Annotated in this window: 14 protein-coding genes and 1 tRNA gene; 6 read left to right on the top strand and 9 right to left on the bottom strand. The window is 72.6% G+C overall.

Annotated features, from left to right (window positions below):
* The 6 genes from BN3788_RS06365 to BN3788_RS06340 are packed head-to-tail and all read right to left on the bottom strand — an operon-like array spanning position 1 to position 6,951.
* The gene (locus BN3788_RS06365; RefSeq protein ID WP_082812651.1) at positions 1 to 1,461 is read right to left on the bottom strand and encodes a serine/threonine-protein kinase; all 1,461 of its coding nucleotides are present in this window, start codon (positions 1,459 to 1,461) and stop codon (positions 1 to 3) included.
* Entirely contained in the window at positions 1,458 to 2,918 is a 1,461-nt protein-coding gene (locus tag BN3788_RS06360; protein ID WP_066583249.1) for a peptidoglycan D,D-transpeptidase FtsI family protein, read from the bottom strand. Before BN3788_RS06360 ends, BN3788_RS06365 begins: the two co-directional genes overlap by 4 nt.
* The gene (locus BN3788_RS06355; protein ID WP_066583247.1) at positions 2,915 to 4,426 is read right to left on the bottom strand and encodes an FtsW/RodA/SpoVE family cell cycle protein; all 1,512 of its coding nucleotides are present in this window, start codon (positions 4,424 to 4,426) and stop codon (positions 2,915 to 2,917) included. Before BN3788_RS06355 ends, BN3788_RS06360 begins: the two co-directional genes overlap by 4 nt.
* On the bottom strand, positions 4,426 to 5,721 hold the full coding sequence (locus BN3788_RS06350) for a Stp1/IreP family PP2C-type Ser/Thr phosphatase (RefSeq protein WP_082812650.1): 1,296 nt from the start codon (positions 5,719 to 5,721) through the stop codon (positions 4,426 to 4,428). The genes BN3788_RS06355 and BN3788_RS06350 overlap by 1 nt, the downstream gene beginning before the upstream one ends.
* A 6-nt stretch (positions 5,722 to 5,727) precedes the next feature.
* Positions 5,728 to 6,231 (bottom strand): FHA domain-containing protein FhaB/FipA, encoded by a 504-nt coding sequence (locus BN3788_RS06345; RefSeq protein ID WP_066583244.1) that lies wholly within the window; start codon positions 6,229 to 6,231, stop codon positions 5,728 to 5,730.
* Between the two features lie 9 nt (positions 6,232 to 6,240).
* The gene (locus BN3788_RS06340) at positions 6,241 to 6,951 is read right to left on the bottom strand and encodes an FhaA domain-containing protein (protein ID WP_066583242.1); all 711 of its coding nucleotides are present in this window, start codon (positions 6,949 to 6,951) and stop codon (positions 6,241 to 6,243) included.
* 381 nt (positions 6,952 to 7,332) lie between these two features.
* Between BN3788_RS06340 and BN3788_RS06335 the strand changes: the two genes are divergently transcribed.
* From BN3788_RS06335 to BN3788_RS18955, 6 genes are all read left to right on the top strand, one after another.
* A tRNA-Leu gene (locus tag BN3788_RS06335) sits at positions 7,333 to 7,415 on the top strand.
* A gap of 830 nt (positions 7,416 to 8,245) precedes the next feature.
* A complete protein-coding gene (locus tag BN3788_RS06330; protein WP_066583237.1) occupies positions 8,246 to 11,512 on the top strand; it encodes a DUF4132 domain-containing protein in 3,267 nt (1,088 codons plus the stop codon).
* A 2-nt stretch (positions 11,513 to 11,514) separates the two neighbouring features.
* Positions 11,515 to 12,621 (top strand): ATP-binding protein, encoded by a 1,107-nt coding sequence (locus BN3788_RS06325; protein ID WP_199824746.1) that lies wholly within the window; start codon positions 11,515 to 11,517, stop codon positions 12,619 to 12,621.
* Positions 12,618 to 15,056, top strand: coding sequence for a DUF5682 family protein (locus BN3788_RS06320; protein ID WP_147525069.1), 2,439 nt, complete (start codon positions 12,618 to 12,620; stop codon positions 15,054 to 15,056). Before BN3788_RS06325 ends, BN3788_RS06320 begins: the two co-directional genes overlap by 4 nt.
* 13 nt (positions 15,057 to 15,069) lie before the next feature.
* Entirely contained in the window at positions 15,070 to 16,212 is a 1,143-nt protein-coding gene (locus tag BN3788_RS06315; RefSeq protein ID WP_066583205.1) for a VWA domain-containing protein, read from the top strand.
* A complete protein-coding gene (locus BN3788_RS18955; RefSeq protein WP_108723794.1) occupies positions 16,209 to 18,236 on the top strand; it encodes an SWIM zinc finger family protein in 2,028 nt (675 codons plus the stop codon). Before BN3788_RS06315 ends, BN3788_RS18955 begins: the two co-directional genes overlap by 4 nt.
* A 61-nt stretch (positions 18,237 to 18,297) precedes the next feature.
* Here BN3788_RS18955 and BN3788_RS18950 read toward each other — a convergent pair whose 3' ends face one another.
* The 3 genes from BN3788_RS18950 to BN3788_RS06295 all read right to left on the bottom strand — a co-directional run bounded on the left by BN3788_RS18950 (position 18,298) and on the right by BN3788_RS06295 (position 20,922).
* Positions 18,298 to 19,137: an SAM-dependent methyltransferase gene (locus BN3788_RS18950; protein WP_066583197.1), complete on the bottom strand. Its 840-nt coding sequence runs from the start codon at positions 19,135 to 19,137 to the stop codon at positions 18,298 to 18,300.
* Positions 19,138 to 19,230: 93 nt separating this feature from the next.
* On the bottom strand, positions 19,231 to 20,277 hold the full coding sequence (locus BN3788_RS06300) for a HEAT repeat domain-containing protein (RefSeq protein WP_066583196.1): 1,047 nt from the start codon (positions 20,275 to 20,277) through the stop codon (positions 19,231 to 19,233).
* A gap of 3 nt (positions 20,278 to 20,280) precedes the next feature.
* The gene (locus BN3788_RS06295) at positions 20,281 to 20,922 is read right to left on the bottom strand and encodes a HEAT repeat domain-containing protein (protein WP_066584305.1); all 642 of its coding nucleotides are present in this window, start codon (positions 20,920 to 20,922) and stop codon (positions 20,281 to 20,283) included.
* Positions 20,923 to 20,940: the final 18 nt, after the last annotated feature.

The following is a 20,940-nucleotide window of genomic DNA, read 5'->3' as shown; positions in this document are numbered from 1 at the left end:
CTAGACGTCCTTAGCTGTCGTCGTTCCGGCGCTGTCCGCGGTGGCGGTCGGCGCGCGTTCGGTGATCATCCCATCGTCAGGGCCCGGAGAAGGGTATCCGGGCAGCCTGACCGCCGGGGCGACCTCGGGCTGCAGGGTCGTCATCGCTGTGACCTGCTGATCTGAGCCGATCGTCTGCTCGGCCCGCGTGAGCCTATCTGCGACGGCGGCCCCCAGGACCGCGACGACCAGGAAGAACAGGGCCACTAACGGCCAGGTCAGCCGCCCGACCCGGACACCCATGGACAGGGGGCCGCGGCGTGCGGGCTTCGACTGGGCGCGGTGCGAGCCGCTCGCCCGGCGGGCCTCGGCGCCGTCGCGGAGCTCGCGGCGGGGGGGGGGGGGCCGGGGGGGGGGGGGCCCCCCCCCCCCTCGGGGGGGCGCGCCGGGGGGGCAGGGGCGCGCCCGGGGCCGGCTCCTTTTCAAATCTCGCCCGCCGGCCGGACCTCGACAGTGGGTCCCCTTGCGGGCGGCCGCGCGGGAGCGCAGCGCCGGCTCCGGGTCCGCGCCGGGCGGGGGAGGGGCGACCTCGATGGCGGACGCCACCGGCTCCGCGCGTCGGGCAGCCGGATCGGCGACGACGACGGACATGCCGGTGGGCGGCGTCTTCTCGACCATCGCGTCGAGGCTGCGGGCCAGCGCCGCGGCGGAGCGCGGGCGCTCGGCGGGGTCCTTCGACAGCAGCCGCATGACGATGTCCGCGAGGCGTGGGTCGACGGAGGCCGGCAGTGGGGGGACGGGCGAGTTCACGTGCGCGACGGCGATGTCCACAGCCGTCGGGCCCGTGAACGGGCGGTTCCCGGCGAGGGACTCATACGCCACGATGCCCAGGGAGTACAGGTCGGAGGCGGGGGTGGCCGGCTTGCCGACGGCCTGCTCGGGGGAGAGGTACTGCGCGGTGCCCATGACCATGCCGGTGGCCGTCATCGGCACCTGGTTGGTGGCCAGCGACACCCCGAAGTCGGTGATCTTCACGCGCCCTGCGCGGCCCAGCAGGATGTTGCCCGGCTTCACGTCGCGGTGCACCACACCGGCCACATGCGCGGCGTGGAGCGCGCGGGAGGTCTGCGCGAGGATCCGCAGCAGCCGTTGCATGGGCAGCACGGGCTCGCGCTCGAGCAGGTCGCTCATGGGCTCGCCGAGGACGAGCTCCATGATGAGGAATGCCGATCCCTCCTGCTCGCCGTAGTCGTAGAGCTGGGCGATGTTCTGGTGGGAGAGCGACGCGGAGTTGCGGGCCTCGGTGCGGAACCGCTTGATGAATCCGGGGTCGCCGGCGAACTCCTCGCGCAGCACCTTGACGGCCACGTCGCGGGCCAGGGCGTCGTCATGCCCCACCCAGACCTCGCCCATCCCGCCGACGGCGATCTCCCGCACCAGGCGGTAGCGCTCGCCGAGCATCGTGCCCGTTGTCGGCCTCATTGGCCCAGCACCGCCTGCATGACGGCCTTGGCGATGGGGGCCGCCACCTTGCCGCCCGTGGCCTCGTTGCCCCTGCTGCCGCCGTGCTCCACGATCACCGCGACGGCGACCTTCGGGTCGTTCGCCGGGGCGAACCCGGTGAACCAGGCATGCGGCGACTGCTCGCTGGTGGTCTCGGCGGTGCCCGTCTTGCCCGCGACCTGCACCCCGGGGATCTTCGCGGCGGTGCCGGTGCCGCTGTCCACGACGGAGACCATCATGTCGCGCAGCGTCGAGGCGGTCCCCGCGGAGATGGCCGTGGAGAACACCGAGGGCTCGGTCTCGGAGATGACGTCCAGGTCGGCAGTGCGGACCGTGGCCACGGTGTACGGGGTCATGACCTTGCCGCCGTTGGCGATCCCCGCGGCGACCATCGCCATCTGCATGGGGGTGGTCCGCACGTCCTGCTGGCCGATCGCGGACTTCGCGAGCTTCGCGGGGTCGAGGTCCTCGTTCGGGGGGAAGTAGCTCTTCGTCACCGACATCGGGATGCTCAGCGCCTCGCCGAAGCCGAACTTCTCCGCCTGCTCGCGGAGCGCGTCGGCGCCCAGGTCCATGCCGAGCTGCGCGAACGCGGTGTTGCAGGACACCCGCAGCGCGTCGGACAGGGTCGTCTGGCCGCCCGATCCGCAGGACGCGCCACCGTAGTTGCCGATCGTGGCGGAGGTCTGCGGCAGGGACAGCACGTCGGGCGCCGCGAGCACGCTGTCGGCGGAGTACTGGCCGCTCTCCAGGGCCGCCGCGGCCGTGACCAGCTTGAACGTGGAGCCTGGGGGGTAGGTCTTGCCCTTGATCGCCTTGTCCGCCAGGGGGTCGTTCGCCGCAGAGTTGAGCTCTTGGTAGGCGGCGCTCGCCGCGGCGGTGTCGTGGGTGGCCAGCGCGTTCGGGTCGAAGCCCGGCGTGGAGACGAGCGCCAGCACGGCGCCTGTGGTCGGGTCGAGGGCCACCACGGCGCCCACCTGGTCGCCCAGCGCGTCCCACGCGGCCTGCTGCGCCGCCGGGTTCAGCGTGAGCTCCACCGACGAGCCCTGCGGCTGCTTGCCGGTGATGAGGTCCTGGATGCGGCTGAGGAACAGCGAGTCGGAGCTGCCGGTCAGCACGTCGTTCTCGGCCGACTCGATGCCGGTGCGGCCGTTGACGATCGAGTAGAACCCCGTGACGTTCGAGTACATCGCGCCGGGGGAGTAGATGCGCTGGTACCCGAACGCGTCGTCCACCGGCTCCGACCACGCGATGGGCGTGCCGGCCACGATGATCGGGCCGCGCGGGTTGCCGAACTCGCGGTACAGGGTCCGCACGTTGCGGGAGTCGTTGTTCAACGCGTCGGCCTGGACGAACTGCACCCACGAGGTGCCGACCATCAACGCGAGGAACATGGTCACGACGACCAGCGACAGACGTCGCAGAGGGGTGTTCATGCGTCATCACCTCGCATCTCGTCGATCCGTTCGGTGGGCCGGGTGTCCGACGCGCCGGGCGCGCCCGTGTCGCGTGCGGACCGCGGCGGCCGGGTGGGCGCCGCGGCCGATCCACCCACACGGATCGGCCCCGGAGAGCCCTGCGGCGGCGTCGCGGGTGACCCGCCCTGCGGTCCCCGCACCACCCCCGCCGGACGACGCGCGTCGTCCGAGATGCGCAGCAGCAGCGCGACGATGATCCAGTTGGCGAGCAACGACGACCCACCGTAGGCGAGGAACGGCGTCGTCAGGCCCGTGAGCGGGATGATCCGGGTGATCCCGCCGACCACCACGAAGCACTGGAACGCGACGACGAACGCCAGCCCGCCGGCCAGCAGCTTGCCGAAGCCGTCCCGCACGCCGATGGCGGTGCGCAGGCCACGCTCGGCGAGGACCAGGTACACCAGCAGGATCGCCAGGACGCCCGTCAGGCCCAGCTCCTCGCCGAGGGACGCGACGATGAAGTCGGACTCCGCATAGGGCACCAGGTCAGGGCGGCCCGCGCCCCAGCCGGTGCCGAACAGCCCCCCGCTGGCCAGGCCGAACAGCCCGCCCACGAGCTGCCCTGAACCGCCGGGGAACCGGTTGTAGATGTCGTTGTCCAAGGCGTTGAGCCACACGTCGAAACGCGCCCCGACGTGCGGGAACGTGGTGGCGGCGACGCCCGCGCCGACGACGAACATGCTCAGGCCGATGATCACCCAGCTCAGCCGCTCGGTGGCGACGTACAACATCGCGACGAACAGCCCGAAGAACAGCAGCGACGTGCCCAGGTCGCGCTCGGAGATCAGCACGGCCAGCGACGCCGCCCACGCGATGATGATGGGCCCCAGATCGCGGATGCGGGGGAGCTGCAGGCCCAGCGCCTTCGGGCCGGCCAGCGCCAACGTGTCGCGGTTGGTCACCAGGTACCCGGCGAAGAAGATCGCCAGCGCGATCTTGGCCAGCTCGGCGGGCTGCAGCGAGAACGGGCCCAGGCGGATCCAGATGTTCGCGCCGTTGATCTGCGCGCCCAGGCCCGGGACCAGTGGCAGCACCACCAGCACGAGGCCGACGATCATCGCGGTGTACGTGTACCGGCGCAGCGTGCGGTGGTCCCGCAGCAGCACGATCACCGCGCCCGCGAGCACCACCGACACGGCCGTCCAGCCGAGCTGGCGGGTCGCGAACGACGTGTCCTCGGCGAGGTCGAGCCGGTAGATCATCGCTAGGCCGATGCCGTTGAGCGCGATCACCGACGGCATGATCACCGGGTCCGCATACGGCGCGCGCCACCGCAGCACCACATGCAGCCCGAGCCCCAGAACCGTCATGCCGATGCCGTACCCGACGACGTCGGCCGGCACCTCGCCCGTCACACCGATGCCCACCAGGGCATACGCGGCGATGCCGATCGCGAGGGCGAGGGCGAGGAGGCCGAGCTCGATACCCCTGCCCGGCCGGACGCGGTGCGGCTGGACGGTGGCCATCAGCCGGTCGCCACCGAGGCTGTGCGGGCGTCGTCCTCGAGCTTGCGCACACGGTCGCGCGCATCGTCGAGCGAGTCAGCGGGGATGGTCTGGTCCAGGCGGTCGCGCACGTACGCGGGCAACTCCTTGACGTGCGTCGAGGAGCTCTCCAGCGCGGTGGACAGCTTGATGGGGCCGATGGTCTGCGGGATGCCCCGGTAGATCGTCACGACATCGTCGGTGACGCCCACGTAGTACTGCGTCTGCGTCCAGCGGTACCCGAGGTACCCGGCGCCCGCGAGCAGGCCCACCAGCAGCACGCTGAACAGGGTTCCCACCACGCGACGCCGACGCCGGCGGACCGGGTCCACAGGCTCGTCGTCGTGCTGCGCGTCCTCGTCGTCGGGGTCGAGGTCGGCGCCGGCCAGGTCCTCATCGCCGTCCCGGGCCGCCGCAGCCGCCTGCTTGCTGAGGGTGGCCGCGCGCGCTGCGGGGCCGTCGGCGGCCGCCGTGGGGCGGTGCCGGGTCGTGGCCGCGGAGCCGACGACGCTCGCCGCAGTCGAGGGCCCGGTGCCGTCGGGCACGTCGTCCAGCTCGACGACGTCCGCGACGATGACCGTCACGTTGTCCCCGCCACCGGCGCGCAGCGCGAGCTGGACCAGGCGGTCCGCGCACGCGTCGACATCCTCGAGCGAGCGCATCGTGTCGGCGATGGTCTCGGCGCTGACGAAGCCCGACAGGCCATCCGAGCACAGCAGCCAGCGGTCGCCCGGGCGCGCCTCGCGCACCGACAGGTCGGGGGCGACATCCGGCTCGAAGTCGCCCAGCACCCGCATGACCACCGAGCGCTGCGGGTGGTGCTCCGCCTCCTCGGCGGTGATCTTGCCGGTGTTCACCAGGTGCTGCACAAAGGTGTGGTCCGTGGTGACCTGCGACAACGCGCCATCACGCAGCAGATAGCCGCGCGAGTCGCCCAGGTGCACCATCGCCAGCTTGTTGCCCGCCCGCAGGATCGCCGTGACGGTGGTGCCCATGCCGGCCAGATCGGGGTCGGAGTGCGTGCGCGCCACAATCTCGTCCCGCGCCGCCTCCAACGCGCGCTCCAGCTCGTCGAGCGCGTCGTCGGGCCCATGCGACTCGCCGTCCAAGGGCGCCAGGGCCGCGACGGCCACCGACGACGCCACATCGCCGCCGGCATGGCCGCCCATGCCGTCCGCGACCACCAGCAGATGCGGGCCCGCATAGGCGGAGTCCTGGTTGTTGGAGCGGACCAGCCCGACGTCGGACCTGGCCGCATAACGCAGCGCGATGGACACCGGGGGCTACCTCTGCAGCTCGAGCACGCTCTGACCCACGCGCACCTGCATACCTGGTGGCACGGGAGTGGGCTGGTCGACGCGCTGGTCGCCAAGGAAAGTGCCGTTCGTGGAGCCCAAGTCCTCCACCCACCACTGGTCGCCCTGGGGGAAGATCCGGGCGTGCCGCGATGAGGAGTAGTCGTCGTCCAGCACGAGCGTGCACGACGGCGCCCGGCCGATCAGCACCGACGACGTGCCCAACGGCAGCGTCGTGCCGCGCAACGGGCCCTCGGTCACCACCAGCCGCGTCGGGCCAGCCGACCCACGGCCGCGGGACGGGGTCACCACACGAGGCGCATCGCCGCCGCCCGCGCTGACAGCAGCGGGCTGACGGCCGGAACGGACCCTGCGGTCGACGATCTTGGTGCCGTACAGGTCGCGGCGCAGCACGCCGATCGCGGACAGCACGAAGACCCACAGGAGCACCAAGTACCCCACGCGCAGCAGCGTGACCGTCAGCTCACTCATGCGGGCCGATCACTCGTCCAGCTCATCGGACGACTCGCCCGTCCAGAACATGATGCGGGTGCGGCCGATCGTGAGGGTGTTGCCGTCGAGGAGCGTCGCGGCAGGAACCTGATGGCCCTCCACGAACAACCCATTCGTCGAGCCCAAGTCGCTGGCCACCACACCGTCCGGGGTGACCCGAATCTCCAGGTGCCGGCGGGAGACGCCCGGGTCGTCGACGATGATGTCCGCCTCGGAGCCACGGCCGATCACCGTCACCGGCCCCGTCAGCAGATACCGCTGGCCGTCGATGTCCACCAGCGGATGACGAGGGCTCGGCGAGGACGTGGTCGCCGGGGCCACCGCGCCGCGGATCGTGGCGCTCCGCACCCGGAACCGGCCCGTCTCCAGGTCCTCATGCTCCAAGAACGTCACAGTCACCGGGCCCACGAACGCGTACCGCTGGCTCGCCGCGTGCTCCGTGACATTCGCCGCCAGCTCATCGGCCAGCGCCTCCGCGCCCCACGTCTCCACCTGCTCGTGATCCGCGGGGGAGAGCTCGATGGTGAACTCGTTCGGGATGACCGTGCGGTTGCGATCCACCACCGCGGCACGATCGTCCACCTCACGGCGCAACGCGCTCGCGAGCTCGACGGGCTTCACCTCAGAACGGAACGCCTTGGCGAAGGCGTTGTTCACCACGCGCTCCACAGAGTGCTCGAACTTGTCGAGGATGCCCACGCCTCCACCTCCTTTCAGGTGCTCCTACGCTGGTCGTCGGGCTTGATCGTATCCACGGACACCGCCCAGAACCCTCGTTCGCCTGGCACTTGGCGCCCGCGTCGCGGGGTAGAACCCGCTGGTGAGCGGTGCGCGCTGGGCGCAGGTGTCCCCCTATGTCCCGTTCGGCGACGTGATGACCTGCACGTCAGTCCCATGCGACAAGGATCACTGCCCAACCTGAGAGCCGCCTGCACCCCGGGCGCGCCACCCCCAGCCGACGTGGATCCCGACCCGGTGAGGTCGCCACAGATCGAGACGGAGGGCAGCCGGAGGCCTGGTCGGAGGGCCGCAGGGCGGTGGGAGGGACCCCCTCCGCATCGTGATAATGTTCTGCAGCACGCGCGAGTGGCGGAACGGCAGACGCGCTGGCTTCAGGTGCCAGTGTCCGAAAGGGCGTGGGGGTTCAAATCCCCCCTCGCGCACGTGTTGCCTGGGAGATGTCCCAGGCCGATGAAGAGCCGGAGACCTCAGGGTCTCCGGTTCTTCGTCATTCTGGGCGTCGGGATGGGCGGCATGGCTGTCGAGAGGGCAGCGCTGGCACCGGCTCCTCCTCCACTCGGGACCGCGTCGCTCCGCCTCGAACGCACGTCTCGCCTCGACGCGAACGCCCGGTGAGCAAGGCCCCGACGGTTCCGATGCGGAGAACTCCCTTCTCGTAGCGGTGGGCCCAGCCCAATGCGGTCTACCCGGTATGCGTCGCAGCCGCCCTGACCGCGGTCGCCATCTCGAAGCGGAGTTGACGGCTGATCACGAGCCTTTTGGCGCTCTGACCTGGGCGCGGAGCTCCCAGGGGCGATACGGGCTCGGTTGAGCGATGAGCCACCCATTTGGCCGCGGCTGGTCGATCCTTCGCGTCGGTGGACGCCGCTACGCTCGCGGCGGGATCGACCCTAGGGAGATGGCGATGGCGCTGTTCGGGCTCGGACGACGTGGTGCGGACACCGTGGGACGCCCCTCACGGGGGTGGGTCCGGGACCTGGAAAAGGTCGCCTCCTCACTTCCGGAAGCCCGCCGGGTCGCCGACTATGTGCTGACCGGACGCGACCCCGCTTTCTTGGGGGTGTTGTCGAACCTCATGAGCGCGAGCCATATCTCGTGGCTCCCGAGGGGGAATGGCGACACAGGCAAGGCCGACTTGCCGGCCTTGCGGTCCCTGTATGCCGGGCTCGGAACTGTCGATGCCTCCGTCCTGCGCAGGTGGGGGCACGTCCTCGACGCCGTCCAGGGTCGGCGCGTCTGGGGCAGGACGGCGGTGCCCATCGCCGGCAAGTCCTGGCATGACTTGATGATCGCCCAGATGGTCGCCGCCACCCCCGCGCCTGGGCCGCTGCCCGGCGGCTTCGTCGACATCGCGCGGATCGCCGCGCTGGACGAGGTGGGCCCTGCTGAGCTCGTCACCGCGATGCTGACGATCGAGACACGGTCGCACTACTGCCCGCGATACACCTGCGCGCAGCTGGCCCGGCTGCCCGGGTTCGGCGACGCCCTGCTCGCGCACCCCGACCGGGTCGCGGCCATGCTGACGGCGGAGTCGGTCGACGCCCGGGTCGCGGCGCTGGGCGTCGTCGGCGCCGCGCTCACCGACGACGAGCTCGAGGCGGTCGTCGATCCGCTCGTCGAGGCGGCTACCGGGACGAGCCGGCAGGTGCGGGGGCACGCCGAGGCCCCCCTGGGGCGCGGGGCTGGGCCAGCGGCGGCGGCGCCGCGAGTCACCGCGGTCCAGGGCAGCCCTCAAGTACGCGGGCGCGCCCTCGAGTTGCTCGCGGCCCGGCCCGAGGAGCTCGAATGGGCCCGGAAGACGGCGCTGGCCGACCGCGCCGCGAGCGTCCAGGCTCTGGTCACGAAGTGGGACGCGGCGGTGCTCGTCGACCCGCCGGAGGATGACGACCGGCCCGAGCCTTTGCCACCGATCCGCTGGGCCGTCCCCCGGCAGGCGGCGGAGGCGTGTGCGCGGCGCCTCGTCGCGGAATTGTCGAGTGCCATCGAGGGCTACAACCAGAGCGTCATGGCGCGTTCGCCGGGCCAGGGTGCCGGGCGTGTCATGCCCCTGCCGACGGAGCGCACGTTCCGGGACCTGGTGGCCGTGCTCGTCTCCGACGCGGCTCCCTCGACGCAGGCGTGGCTCGAGGCGCCGACGTGGTCGACCACGCGAGTGCTCCTCAAGCTGGCCGGTGAGGGGCTCCTCGACGTGGTCAGCGCGGTGAAGCTCATCCCCGTGCTCGACATGCTCGAGAGGCGCGGCGGGTACGGCGGGGGTGTGGCCGTCCTGGACGACCTGTACCGCCGCACCGGGAAGCCTGATCTGCGCACGCTCAAGGCCATGTTCGACGAGATGGGACTGGACGGCCGTGCGCGGGTCTGGGGCTCCTACTCCGGCTCCTACGGTCCGCGGCTGGGCCGTGGCTGGGACGACGCGGACGTCTGGCCGTTCGTCGCCGAGCACCTGGACTGGATTCTCGCCGAGCCGTCCCGCACCGGGTGGGAGGTCGACGAGCTCGCGCTGTTCGCAGCGACCGCCACGCTGCCGACGCGGCCCGCGCGGCTTGTCGACGCACTGGTCCCGCTCGCGCTCGGGTCCCGCAAGGCGCTGCGTGGGCCCGCTCAGGAGGCGCTTGCCGGCGCCCCCCAGATCGCGTCCCGCGCCGCCGCCGGGCTTCAGGACGGGAAGAGCGACCGTCGCCTCGTCGCGACGCAGTGGCTGACCCGGCTCGCGGACCCCGCGACGCTTCCCGCGCTGCAGGCCGCCTGGGCCAAGGAACGCAACGACGTCGTGCGGGGCGCCCTGCTCGACGCCCTGCTCGCGCTGGGTGAGCGCGCCGAGACCTACCTCGACCCGCAGGCGACCAGCCAGAACGCGGCGAAGGCAGTCAGCAAGGGGTTGCCCTCCGCACTGGACTGGTGCGACTGGGACGCGCTCCCGGACATCGCTTGGGCCGCCTCGGGGGAGAGGGTGCCGCGCGAGGTCGTGCAGTGGCTGTGCGCGACTGCCGTCAAGGCCCGCTCGCCCGAGCCGGACGCTGTGCTGCGGCAGTACGCGGCACTGTTCGCGCCCGCTGACAGGCAGCGGCTCGCGCACCACCTGCTGACCGGGTGGCTGCAGGCTGACGTGCGCCCGATCCCCGCGGATGTCGCGGAGGAACACGCCCGGAATGACGCCGTGAGCAGCCATCCCTGGACGCGTGACGCGGACAGCCCATTCCACGGGATGACTGTCGAGCAGCTGACTGCGGCGCTGCTGCCCGTGTATCTGCGACAGCCAGCGGGATCGGCGATCTCCAGCAAGGGGGTGCTCGCCGTCATCGCCGCATGCGGTGGTCGTGACGTTGTCGCCCCCACGGAGCGGTACCTGCGCGAGTGGTTCGGCCAGCGCGCAGCCCAGGGCAAGGCCCTCATCGCCATGCTGGCCTGGGTGGACCATCCGTCCGCGACGCAGCTCGTGCTCGCCATCGGCTCCCGGTTCCGCACCAAGGGCTTCCAGGAGGAGGCCATGGCGCAGGCGCAGGCGTTGGCCGAGCGCAAGGGGTGGACGGTCGACGAGCTGGCCGACCGCACCATCCCGACGGGCGGCTTCGGCGACGACGGGCTGCTCGAGCTGTCCTATGGGCCACGGGTCTTCACCGCCCGGTTGCTCCCCGGCCTGACCGTGGACCTGCGCGACCCCGACGGCAAGCCGATCAAGGCCCTTCCGGCGCCGCGGCAGTCCGACGACCCCGAGCAGGCCAAGGACGCCAAGAAGGCGCTCACCATGGCCAAGAAGGACGTCAAGACGGTCGCGGACCTGCAGTCGCGGCGGCTGTACGAGGCGCTGTGCACCGAGCGGTCGTGGTCGGCCGAGGACTGGCAGCGCTACCTCGCCGCGCACCCCGTCGTGGGACCGGCCGTCCGACGGCTGGTGTGGGTCGCGACCGACGGGGCGGGAGCCGAGCCGGTCGTGTTCCGGCCCCTCGACGACGGGAGCCTCACCGACGTCGACGACGAGCCGGTGACCCTGGCGGCGACAGCACGGGTGCGGCTCGCGCATGACAGCGTCCTGACGGCCGGCCAGGTCGAGGCGTGGACCGCCCACCTGGCCGACTACGAGATCTCCCCGTTGTTCCAGCAGCTCGGGCGTGGCGTGCACGCCGTCACCGCGCAGGACCGCTCGCGGCACACGCTGGACGATTTCGAGGGGCACACGCTCCAGGCGTACGCGCTGCGGAGCCGCGCCACCCGGCTGGGCTACACCCGCGGTGCGCCCGGCGACGGCGGCTGGTTCACCTCCTACGCGAAGCGGTTCCCGACGCTCGGCATCGTCGCGGAGGTCGAGTTCACCGGGAACACGCTCCCCGAGGAGGACCGCCTGGTGGCCCTGCGCACGCTGTCATTCCACCGTGTGCGGCCCGGCGCGCCCGAGCGCGAGCAGCTCACCCTCGGCGACGTCCCAGCGGTCCTCGTGTCCGAGTGCTGGCATGACCTGCGCCAGATGGCGGCACAGGGCGGCGGGTTCGACCCGGACTGGCAGAAGAAGGCGGAGTACTGACAGTGACTGCTGACCCCGTGACCACCAGGGTGCTGCGCGCCCCGGCCGAGGTCGAGTTCGCCGCCGAGCTGGCCGCCCTGGCCGCTGCCGACGCGGGGAGCCGGCCGGCGGGTTGGCGCCTGACGCCCCGCGCGGTGCGGGCCTTCATCGTCGGCGACCCACGGCTCGGCGTGACCCGGAAGTTCTACGGTGACGACGCCCTGGTGGACCGGTGCGTCGTGACGCTCATGAGCAGCCGCGGCCTGCTGCTGGTCGGTGAGCCCGGCACGGCGAAGTCGATGCTGTCCGAGTTGCTCGCCGCGGCGGTCTCAGGCGACTCGACCTGCACGGTGCAGGGCAGCTCCGGCACCACCGGCGACCAGATCACGTACTCGTGGAACTACGCGCTCCTGCTGGCGGAGGGCCCGACACCCCGCGCGCTCGTGCGGGGGCCCCTGCACCGGGCGATGACCGACGGCGCCGTGTGCCGGTTCGAAGAGGTCACCCGCGTCCAGCCGGAGATCCAGGACGTCCTGATCGGCGTGATGTCCGACAAGGTCCTCCACGTCCCCGAGCTCGCCGGGCCGGAGAGCGTCGTGTTCGCGGCCCGGGGCTTCAACGTCCTCGCCACGGCGAACTTACGCGACCGTGGCGTCCACGAGATGTCGAGCGCCCTCAAGCGCCGGTTCAACTTCGAGACGGTGCGCCCGATCCGGGACCGCGACCTGGAGCGCCGCCTCATCCTGGAGCAGACGTCCGAGCTACTCGCGCAGGGCGGCATCGACACCCGCCTCGCCCCGGATGTCGTGGACCTGCTGGTCACGGCGTTCCACGATCTGCGTGACGGGGTGACGGCCGACGGGATCGCCGTCGAGAGGCCGACCGCGGTGATGAGCTCGGCCGAGGCCGTCGCGGTGGGGTACGCGGCGGCGCTGGACGCCCACTACTTCGGCGACGGCGAGGTGGGCGGCGGACACCTCGCCCGGCAGCTCATCGGCACCGTGCTCAAGGACAACCCGGAGGACGGGAAGAAGCTGCAGCACTACTTCGACGTCGTCGTGCGGCCCCGCGCGAAGCGGGACCGACGCTGGAAGTCCGTCCTGGAGACCCGCGGAGAGCTCGACCGTTGACCTTTCCGCTTCCGACCGGCGACGACGTGCGGGCGCTGTCCGCCCGGCTCGTCAGCGACGACGTGGTGGTGATCCCCGTGCGGCACCACAGCCCCGCGTGCGCGCGCGCTGTCACCGCGGCGTTCGAGCGGCATGCCCCGTCACGTGTGCTGATCGAGGGGCCGCGGTCGTTCACCGGCCTGGTCGACCTGCTCTGCCACCCCGAGGCGCGATTCCCGCTCGCCGTGTACGCGTGGTCCCGACCGGCTGGCCGGTCCACCGCGCCGGGGGAGGGGCATGGCGGGTACTACCCGTTCTGCGACTACTCACCCGAGCTGGTCGCCACGCGGCTGGCCCACGCGGCCGGCGTGCCCGTCGCCTTCTGCGACCTCGAGGTCGGGGAGCAAGCGGCGGCCGCGTCGAGCACGGTGCTGCCCGGCGCCGGGTCGCTGCTGCGCGAGGACGTGTACGCGCACAGCCGGTCGCTGGCCGCTCTCGCCGAGCGCCTCGGCTGCCGCGACCAGGAAGACCTGTGGGAGTTGCTGTTCGAGGCTGGCGCCGACGACGGCCTGGACGCCCACCTGGACCGGATGACGGCGTACTGCGTGCTCGCGCGGCGGGACAGCACCGACGCCGAGTTGGACCGTGACGGGACGCGTCCGCGCGAGGCGGAGATGGTGTGGCACGTGCGGGAGGCGCTTCGCGCGCGGCAACCGGGCGACGGCCCGGTGATGGTCGTCGTCGGCGGCTTCCACGCTGTCGCCATGCCCGACCTGCTCGCATCCGCACCCGCCAGGCCCAACGTGGACGTCGGGGCCGTCGAGGACGGCCATGCGCTGGTCCGCTACGGCTTCGACCGGCTCGACCGGCTCAACGGCTACGACAGCGGCATGACATCGCCGGGATGGCACCAACGCGTCTGGGACGAGCACCTCAGCGGCACCGCCGCCGACACGGCTCGGGTGAACGCGACACTGACGGCGCTGCTGGACCTCGCGGCCGAGCTCAGGGGCCGCCACGGGTCGCCCGTGGCGACACCGACGCTGGCAGCGGCGTACCAGCAGGCGCTCACGCTCGCCGAGTTGCGAGGCCGTCCGGCGCCGCTGCGCAGCGACCTGGTCGACGCCATCACCAGTTGCCTGGTGCAGGGCGACGCCGACGTCGAGGGCCTCGTCGTGGCGACCGCGACCCGTCGCATGCTCACCGGCGACCGGGTGGGGCGCGTGCCACCCGGGGCCGGGACACCGCCGCTGGTCCGGGACACCCTGGCCCGGCTGCGGGAGCTGCGCCTCGACACCGACGCCATCGAGCCGCGCACCCTGGCCTTGGACCTGTACCGCAGCGCCCCGCACCGCCGCACGAGCCGGGCCCTGCACGGTTTGGCGCTGCTCGGCGTGCCGTTCGCCACCCATGTCGCGGGGCCGGACTTCGTGCGCGGGAGGGGCCTGACCCGTCTGCAGGAACGGTGGACCTATCTCTGGGGACCGTCCACCGAGGGCTGCCTCGCGGAGGTGTCGATGCTGGGCTCCACTTTGGACGAGGCCGTGGAGGGGCGGTTCGGGTCCCTTGTCGCCGCTGCCACGGAGGACGGCCGGACGCCGAGGAGCGTCGACGCGGTCTCCCTGCTCGCCCAGGGGGCAGTCGTGGGGCTGCATGACAGGACTGCGCCGGTGGTCGAGCTGGTGCGGCACGCGCTGGGGGCCGAGACATCCTTTGTGGACGCGGTGCACGCGGTGGGGGCGTTGGCCCTCCTGGCAGACGGCCGCGAGGCAGTCGAGTCCGGGCGCCTCGCAGGACTCGCCGAGCTGGTCGCGCACTCCTACGCGCGCTGCCTGTACTTGGGGGCACAACTGCGAGGCGACGAGGAGCCCCCGGAAGACGTCGCGACGGCGCTGGCGCGCCTGCGCGAGCTGCTCGCCTCGCCCGGGGGGCAGGACCTGGACGCGGCGCCGTTCTGGGAGCTCGTCGAACGGCTGCGACATGAGCACACGAGGGCGCTGGTGCGGGGGGCGTCGGCGGGGCTGGCGTCCACCGCCGGGCGGCTCGATGCCGACGACCTGGCGCGGGACGTCGCGGGGCACCTCGCCGGCTCGATCGACGCGCACGAGTCGGTCGGGTTCGTGCGCGGCCTCTTCGCGACGGCGCGGGAGACGGTGTGGCAGGACTCCGGTGTGGTCTCAGCGTTGGACTCGCGACTCGTCGACTGGGACCAGCCCACGTTCCTGTCCACGCTGCCCGACCTCCGGCTCGCCTTCGCTGGACTCACCCCTCGCGAGACGGACCGCGTCGCCGGGGCTGTCGCGGCACTGCACGGGGGCGCGCGGCCGGATGTGCCGCTGCGGCGCGATGTCGACGAGCACACGGTCCAGGCGCTCGCGGAGTTGTCCCAGAGCCTCGTCGAGGTGCTCGAGCGCGACGGCCTCGGGGCCTGGGCCGCGACCGGGTCGCACCCATGAGGCGGTCGCACCGATGAGGCCGACGGACCGATGGCGCCTCGTCCTGGGGCGATACGCCGACGGGCGCCTCCCCGCCCCGCAGGACTCCGACGGGCTGCGCTACGAGGCCGCCCTGGAGTACCTGTACGGGCGGGAGTACGCCGGCCGCGGCGGGCGCGCCGATGACGGGACGGACGGCTCCGACCGGGACCTGTCACCCGGCTCCCTGGACCCGTCCGCACCGTCGATCGTCGACTGGCTTGGCGAGGTGCGCGAGCTGTTCCCGCGCGAGACCGTCGAGACGATCGAGCGCCACGCCCTGGACCGCTACGGCCTGACAGAGCTCGTGAGCGACGCCGAGGTGCTCGCCCGGATCGAGCCCAGCGAGGCGCTGCTCAAGACCCTCCTGTCCCTCAAAGGACACCTCGACCCCACCGTGCTGGGCGAGGTGCGCCGGATCGTCCGCGCCGTCGTGGACGATCTGCGACGCCGGCTCGAGAACGAGGTCCGCCAGGCGTTGACGGGCCGGCTCAGCCAGCACCGCCACTCGCCGCTCGCCGTCACCGCGAACTTCGACCCCCGCGGCACCATCCGGGCCAACCTGCGGCACTGGGACGCGGACAGTCAGCGCCTCATCGTCGAGCGGCCGCTGTTCTTCCAGCGGGACACCCGCCGCATCCCCTGGGAGGTCGTCCTGCTCGTCGACCAGAGCGGGTCGATGGTCGGGTCCGTCATCCACAGCGCCGTGATGGCGGGCATCCTCGCCGGCCTGCCGGCCTACCGATTGCGCCTGGTCGTCTTCGACACCAGCGTCGTCGACCTGACCGACCTCGCCGGCGATCCCGTCGAGCTCCTCATGACAGTTCAGCTCGGGGGCGGCACCGACATCGCCCAGGCGGTCACGTACGCCGAGCAGATCATCGAGAACCCGGCCAAGGCCGTCGTGGTGCTCGTCAGCGACTTCTGCGAGGGCGGGCCACCGTCCCACCTTGTCGCGGCCGTCCGCCGTCTCGTCGAGGCGCGGGTGACGACGATCGGCCTGGCCTCCCTCGACGGGACCGCGCACCCGGCCTATGACAAGCGGATGGCCCAGGACCTCGCCGATGTCGGGATGCCGGTCTCCGCGCTGACCCCGGGGCGGCTCGCCGAGTGGCTCGCGGAGGTGACCGCACGATGAGTGGGAGTGCCGACGTCGCAGCGGTGCTGGCCCGGTACGACGAGGACGCGTGGGTGGCCCTGGCGAACCGTGGACTGCTGCGGCGCGCCCGCAAGGACCTCGAGTCGTCGACCGTGCGGGTCGTCGCGGAGCATGGCTCCGACGTCGAGGTCGGCGTCGGGGAGGCGACGGTGCGCATCGGGGTGGCCGGTCCTGGCCAGGCCACGTGCTCCTGCCCGAGCGCTGTGACCTGCCAGCACATCCTCACCGCCGGCCTGTGGCTCGCCGCCGGAGCCGTGGCGCCGGCCGCGCCGGACACGGACGAGTCAGTGAGCGGCGCCACGGACGCCCTGCACGCGGAGCTCATGGGGTTCGACGTCGAGACCCTGACGGCGTACGCCGGGCTGCCCGGATACCGGTGGGCGTGCCAGGCGCTGGACGACGCGGACGAGCCACCCGAGCTGACGCGTGACGGCTACCTGAGCGTCACGTTCCCGCGCCGCGGCCTGACGGCCCGCTACCTGGGCGGGGGCCTCGACGCCCTGCTGCTCGACGAGGCGGTGCCCCACGTCGAGCGCTTCCGGGTGGCAGTGGTCCTCGCGTGGCAGCGGGCGCACGGCCTGGTCCTGGCACCACCCCCACCGCCGAAGTCGCGGCCGAGTGAGGAGTCGCTGTCGCGCGTGGAGTCCCGGCAGCGCCTGCGAGGCACGGCCACCGCCGTTCTCCACGACACGGTCCGCGTCGGCATCTCCCACTTGTCGCCCGCGATCCATGAGCGCCTGGTGACATCTGCCGTGTGGGCGCAGGGCGTCGAGTACCACCGGCTCGCCCTGCTGATGCGCCGGATCGCCGACGAGGTCGAACTGCTGCTGGCCCGCTCGGCGCGTGCGGACGACCTGGCCCTGCTCGACGAGGTGGCCGTCGCGCACGCCCTCGTGGCCGCCCTCGACAACGCCGCCGGGGAGGAGCCGCCCGCCCTGCTCGGCAGGGCCCGCACGTCATACGACCAGGTGCGCCGGCTCGACCTGGTGGGGCTTGGCGGGCGTCCGTGGCGCACAGGCTCGGGCTACCAAGGGCTGACGTGCCTCTTCTGGGATGCGGCGGGGTCCCGGATGCTCACGTGGACCGACGCGCGCCCCGACACGTTGCCGGGGTTCGCCCCGCGTGCGCGGTGGACGCAGCCTGGCCCGTGGACCGGCCTGTCCACACCCGCGGCGGCGACCGGCCGGCGGATCGTCCTGACGCATGCGCAGGTCAGCCCGGACGGGCGGCTGTCCGGGGTGGAGGCCACGACAGCCGCAGTCACCGAGCTGCGCGGAGCGGCCCTGTTGGATGCGCTGCCGGTGCGGGAGTCCTGGGGCGAGCTGGCCGTCCGCCGGGCCACCGGTCTGCGCGACCCGGCCGATCAGTCCTCGATGTGGACCGTCCTGCGGGCGGCTGGCTCGCTGCCGGCGCAGTGGGATGGCGTGGCACAGACGCTGCGCTGGCCGCTGCTGGACGGCGACGGCGACGTCCTGACGCTCGAGGTGCCGTGGTCCCGGCTGCACGCGCATGCGATCAGCCGCATCGAGGCGCTCGGTGGGGCATTCCCGCAGGGCGCGGGTGTGGTGGCACGTGTCCAACGAGTGCGGGGTCAGCTGGTGGGTGAGCCGCTCAGCCTTGTGCTGCCCGAGCGGGGTGCGATCGACGCGCTGCACTTCGACCCCGACCCCGACCCCGGGTCCACCGCGGAGTCTGCGCTCGTGGCCGGACTACTGGCCGCCGGCGCCGCGGACCGGCCGACCCCACCGGACGCGCCGGTCGACGATGCCGGGCTGGTCCCCGCCCCGGTGGCGGCCTTGCGATCCGTCGTCGAGCAGGCCGCACAGCGCGGGTGCGGCGGGACCGTGCCGGGGGAGGTCCACCGTCGGCTGGCGCGGGCCCATGCCGCCGCCCGAGCGGTCGGCCTGTCCGTGTTCGCCGAGCCGGACCCGAGCATCGATCCGGCGGAGTCGCTGCTGCGGTCGTTGTACCTGGTGCAGCAGGTGGAGCGAGCGCTCGGCTGACCACCCGACGGGCTCGCTCGACGCCGTCGGGCGGGGGAGTCGATGAGCGCCCTGATCGCAGTCAGGGCTGGGGTGGCGCAGCCCGAGTGAGGACGGCGAACGTCGGCGCGGTCGGGTCGAACGGGGCGCCGGTCACGTCGCCGAACAGGTCTGGCGCTGTCAGGGCCGCGGCGGTGAGTTCCGCGGTGACCTGGGCTGGTGTCAGGCAGTGCAGCCAGTTCCAGAACTGCCGGACCTCGGACCCGGTGTCGATTGTGTAGCGGTCGAGCACCAGCCGGAGCTCGGGGTACGTCCAGGTCTCATGAGTTCCCATGTAAGGCGACCGAGCCCAGAAACCTCCCATCAGGTCGGGTTCGCGCACGACTCCCGCGCTCTCGAGGTCGAAGCGCGGGGCAGCGGTCACGTCCATCACGAGGGCGCCCCCAGGACGTAGCGCCTCCCGGGTTCGACGCAGCAGGCCCGCTCGCTGATCCGGGCTGAGGGTGCAGAAGTCCTCGTAGATGAGGATCGCGGCGTCGAACCCGTGGCCCAGGTCGTCTCGCAGGTAGTCGGCCCGGCGGAACTCGGCGGGCAGCCCTTCGGCGTCTGCAATCGAGCGGGCGTGGGCGATCGACCGACGCGACACGTCGAGCCCGGTGACCTCGATGCCCTGGCGGGCGAGGCGGCAGGCGTACAGGCCGGGCCCGCACCCGAGGTCGAGCACCCGGCTTCCGCGGCGCAGTACTAGGGCCTCGACCAGCCACTCCACTGAGCGATCGATGAAGGCGTGGGGACGGGAGGCCGGCGCCGCCTCGGGGTCGAGATGCAGGGCCAGCATTCGGGCGGAGATGTGCGCGTCGTCCCAGAACTCGGGGGTGGTGAAGGCGCTGAAGGGCTCGGGTCGGGGCAGGGCTGAGGGCATGGGGTGCTCCTGGTGCGAGAGGACGTGCGGAGGCGCCGCAGCGGTGGTGCGGCACACTGGGTTTTCGCAGGTCAGGAGCCCATAGGCGGGACTCTAGTGGCCGGGTGCCAGCCGGTCATTGGCATTGTTGGCTGAGGTGCGCCCGGTGCGGTCGCGCATTCGCGAGATAGCGGTGGCCGTGAGGGATACCGCCCGATCGGGGTCGCGCATGAGGTCGGCGAGCACCCCAGCGGCGTCGGCGCCGGGCACCTCGGCGAGGGCCTGCGCCACACGCAGCCGCACCGCGGGGTCGGCGGTGTGGGCGGCGAGGGTGTCGACGAGCGTGCCGACGATCGCCGTGTCGTCAGTCTTCTGGGCCACGACGCCCAGCGCCTCGCCTGCCTCGACGTCCTTCGTCCCCGCCACCACCATCGCGATGAGCACTGGCACGGCTGCCGGCTCGCCACGGCCGCCCAATGCGAGGGCGGCGTGTTCGCGGACCGCCACGTCGGGGTCGTCGAGTGCCCGCAGGAGGGACGCCGCAGCGTCGTCCCCTGTGGTTCCAGCGAGGGTGAAGACCGCACGGCGGCGCACTTCGACGTCGTCGGAGTCCAGCCCGGCGGCCCCCGCCGCCACTCCCTCGCCACCGGCACGCGCAAGGGCCCAGCGCAGCGCCCCGGCGACGTTCGTGTCCGGTTCGGCGAGGAGCGCCTCAGCGAGCATCCGGGCCGTCGCGGGGGTGTCCTCCGACGACAGCGCCGTCTGCTGTCGGCGGGCAGGGCTGGGCGACGCGAGGCCGTGCAGCAGCTCGACGAGCCGGTGGACGTCCTCCCATTCGGCGGGCCCGGAGGAGTCGACGGCGCGCAGCCGCTCCAGGAGCTCCCGCTCGCGTCGCAGGCGCTCCTCCGAGCGCTGGACCAGATCGGCGACGAGCGCGGTCGGGGTGAAGCCGGGGTCGTCGAGGGCCCGTCCGATGTCCCGCAGCGACAGGCCGAGCGACCGCAGGCTCTCGACGTGGAAGATTCTGCGGATGTCCTGCGGTGAGTACTCGCGGTAGCCGCCGACGGTCCGTCCCGTCGGCCGGACCAGGCCGAGGGTGTCGTAGTGCCGGAGCATGCGGGCGCTCACCCCTGAGCGGCGGGCAGCCTCACCGATGAGCATGCGTCAGCGCGCCCGGTCGGGGCCGAGCGCGTAGGCCCGATTCGCCTCGTTGACCGCCAGGTCGAAGCCCGCGTCGGGGTCGTCGAGGAGCCGCTCGGTGGCCCGTGCGTGGGCGCGCACCCTCGCGTCTGCATGTGTGCGCGCTGCCTCGAGGGCGGGTCGGGTGACGTCTCCGAGGGCTTCGAGGGCGCGGCTGAGGCTGAGTTGCACCTCGCGGTCGCCTCGACCGAGTTGCGTCACGAGGTCGGCGGCGAGTGCGGCCTCCTCGTCGGCGGGCACGAGCAGGACGGCGGCGCGCCAGGCACTGCGGGCGACCTCGTCGTCCGGGTCGTGCAGCAGGGACCGGGTGACGGATGGCCACACGGACCTGTCGCCGATCTTGGACAGCGTGTGCAGCGCCTGGCTCCTCGCCTGCGGCCGGTCGGACCGGAGCTCGGCGCGCAGCAGCGGCACGGTGTGCTCGGCGGGCGCCCGGGTGAGCGCCCAGGTCAGCATGTCCCGCACGTAGAAGTCCGGCTCGACGGCGCAGCGCTCCACGAGCACGTCGACAAGGCGCGGGTCGGGCCGCGTCCCTGCGGCGAGTGCCGCCTGCAGTCGCGTGGACGAGTTCCCGGCCGCGAGTGCCTCGATCACCTGCGTGTCCATCTCCACCACCTCCGCAGC

Source organism: Cellulomonas timonensis (genome assembly GCF_900046455.1).
Taxonomy (GTDB): domain Bacteria; phylum Actinomycetota; class Actinomycetes; order Actinomycetales; family Cellulomonadaceae; genus Cellulomonas_A; species Cellulomonas_A timonensis.
This window is presented reverse-complemented; position numbering and strand designations above follow the sequence as displayed.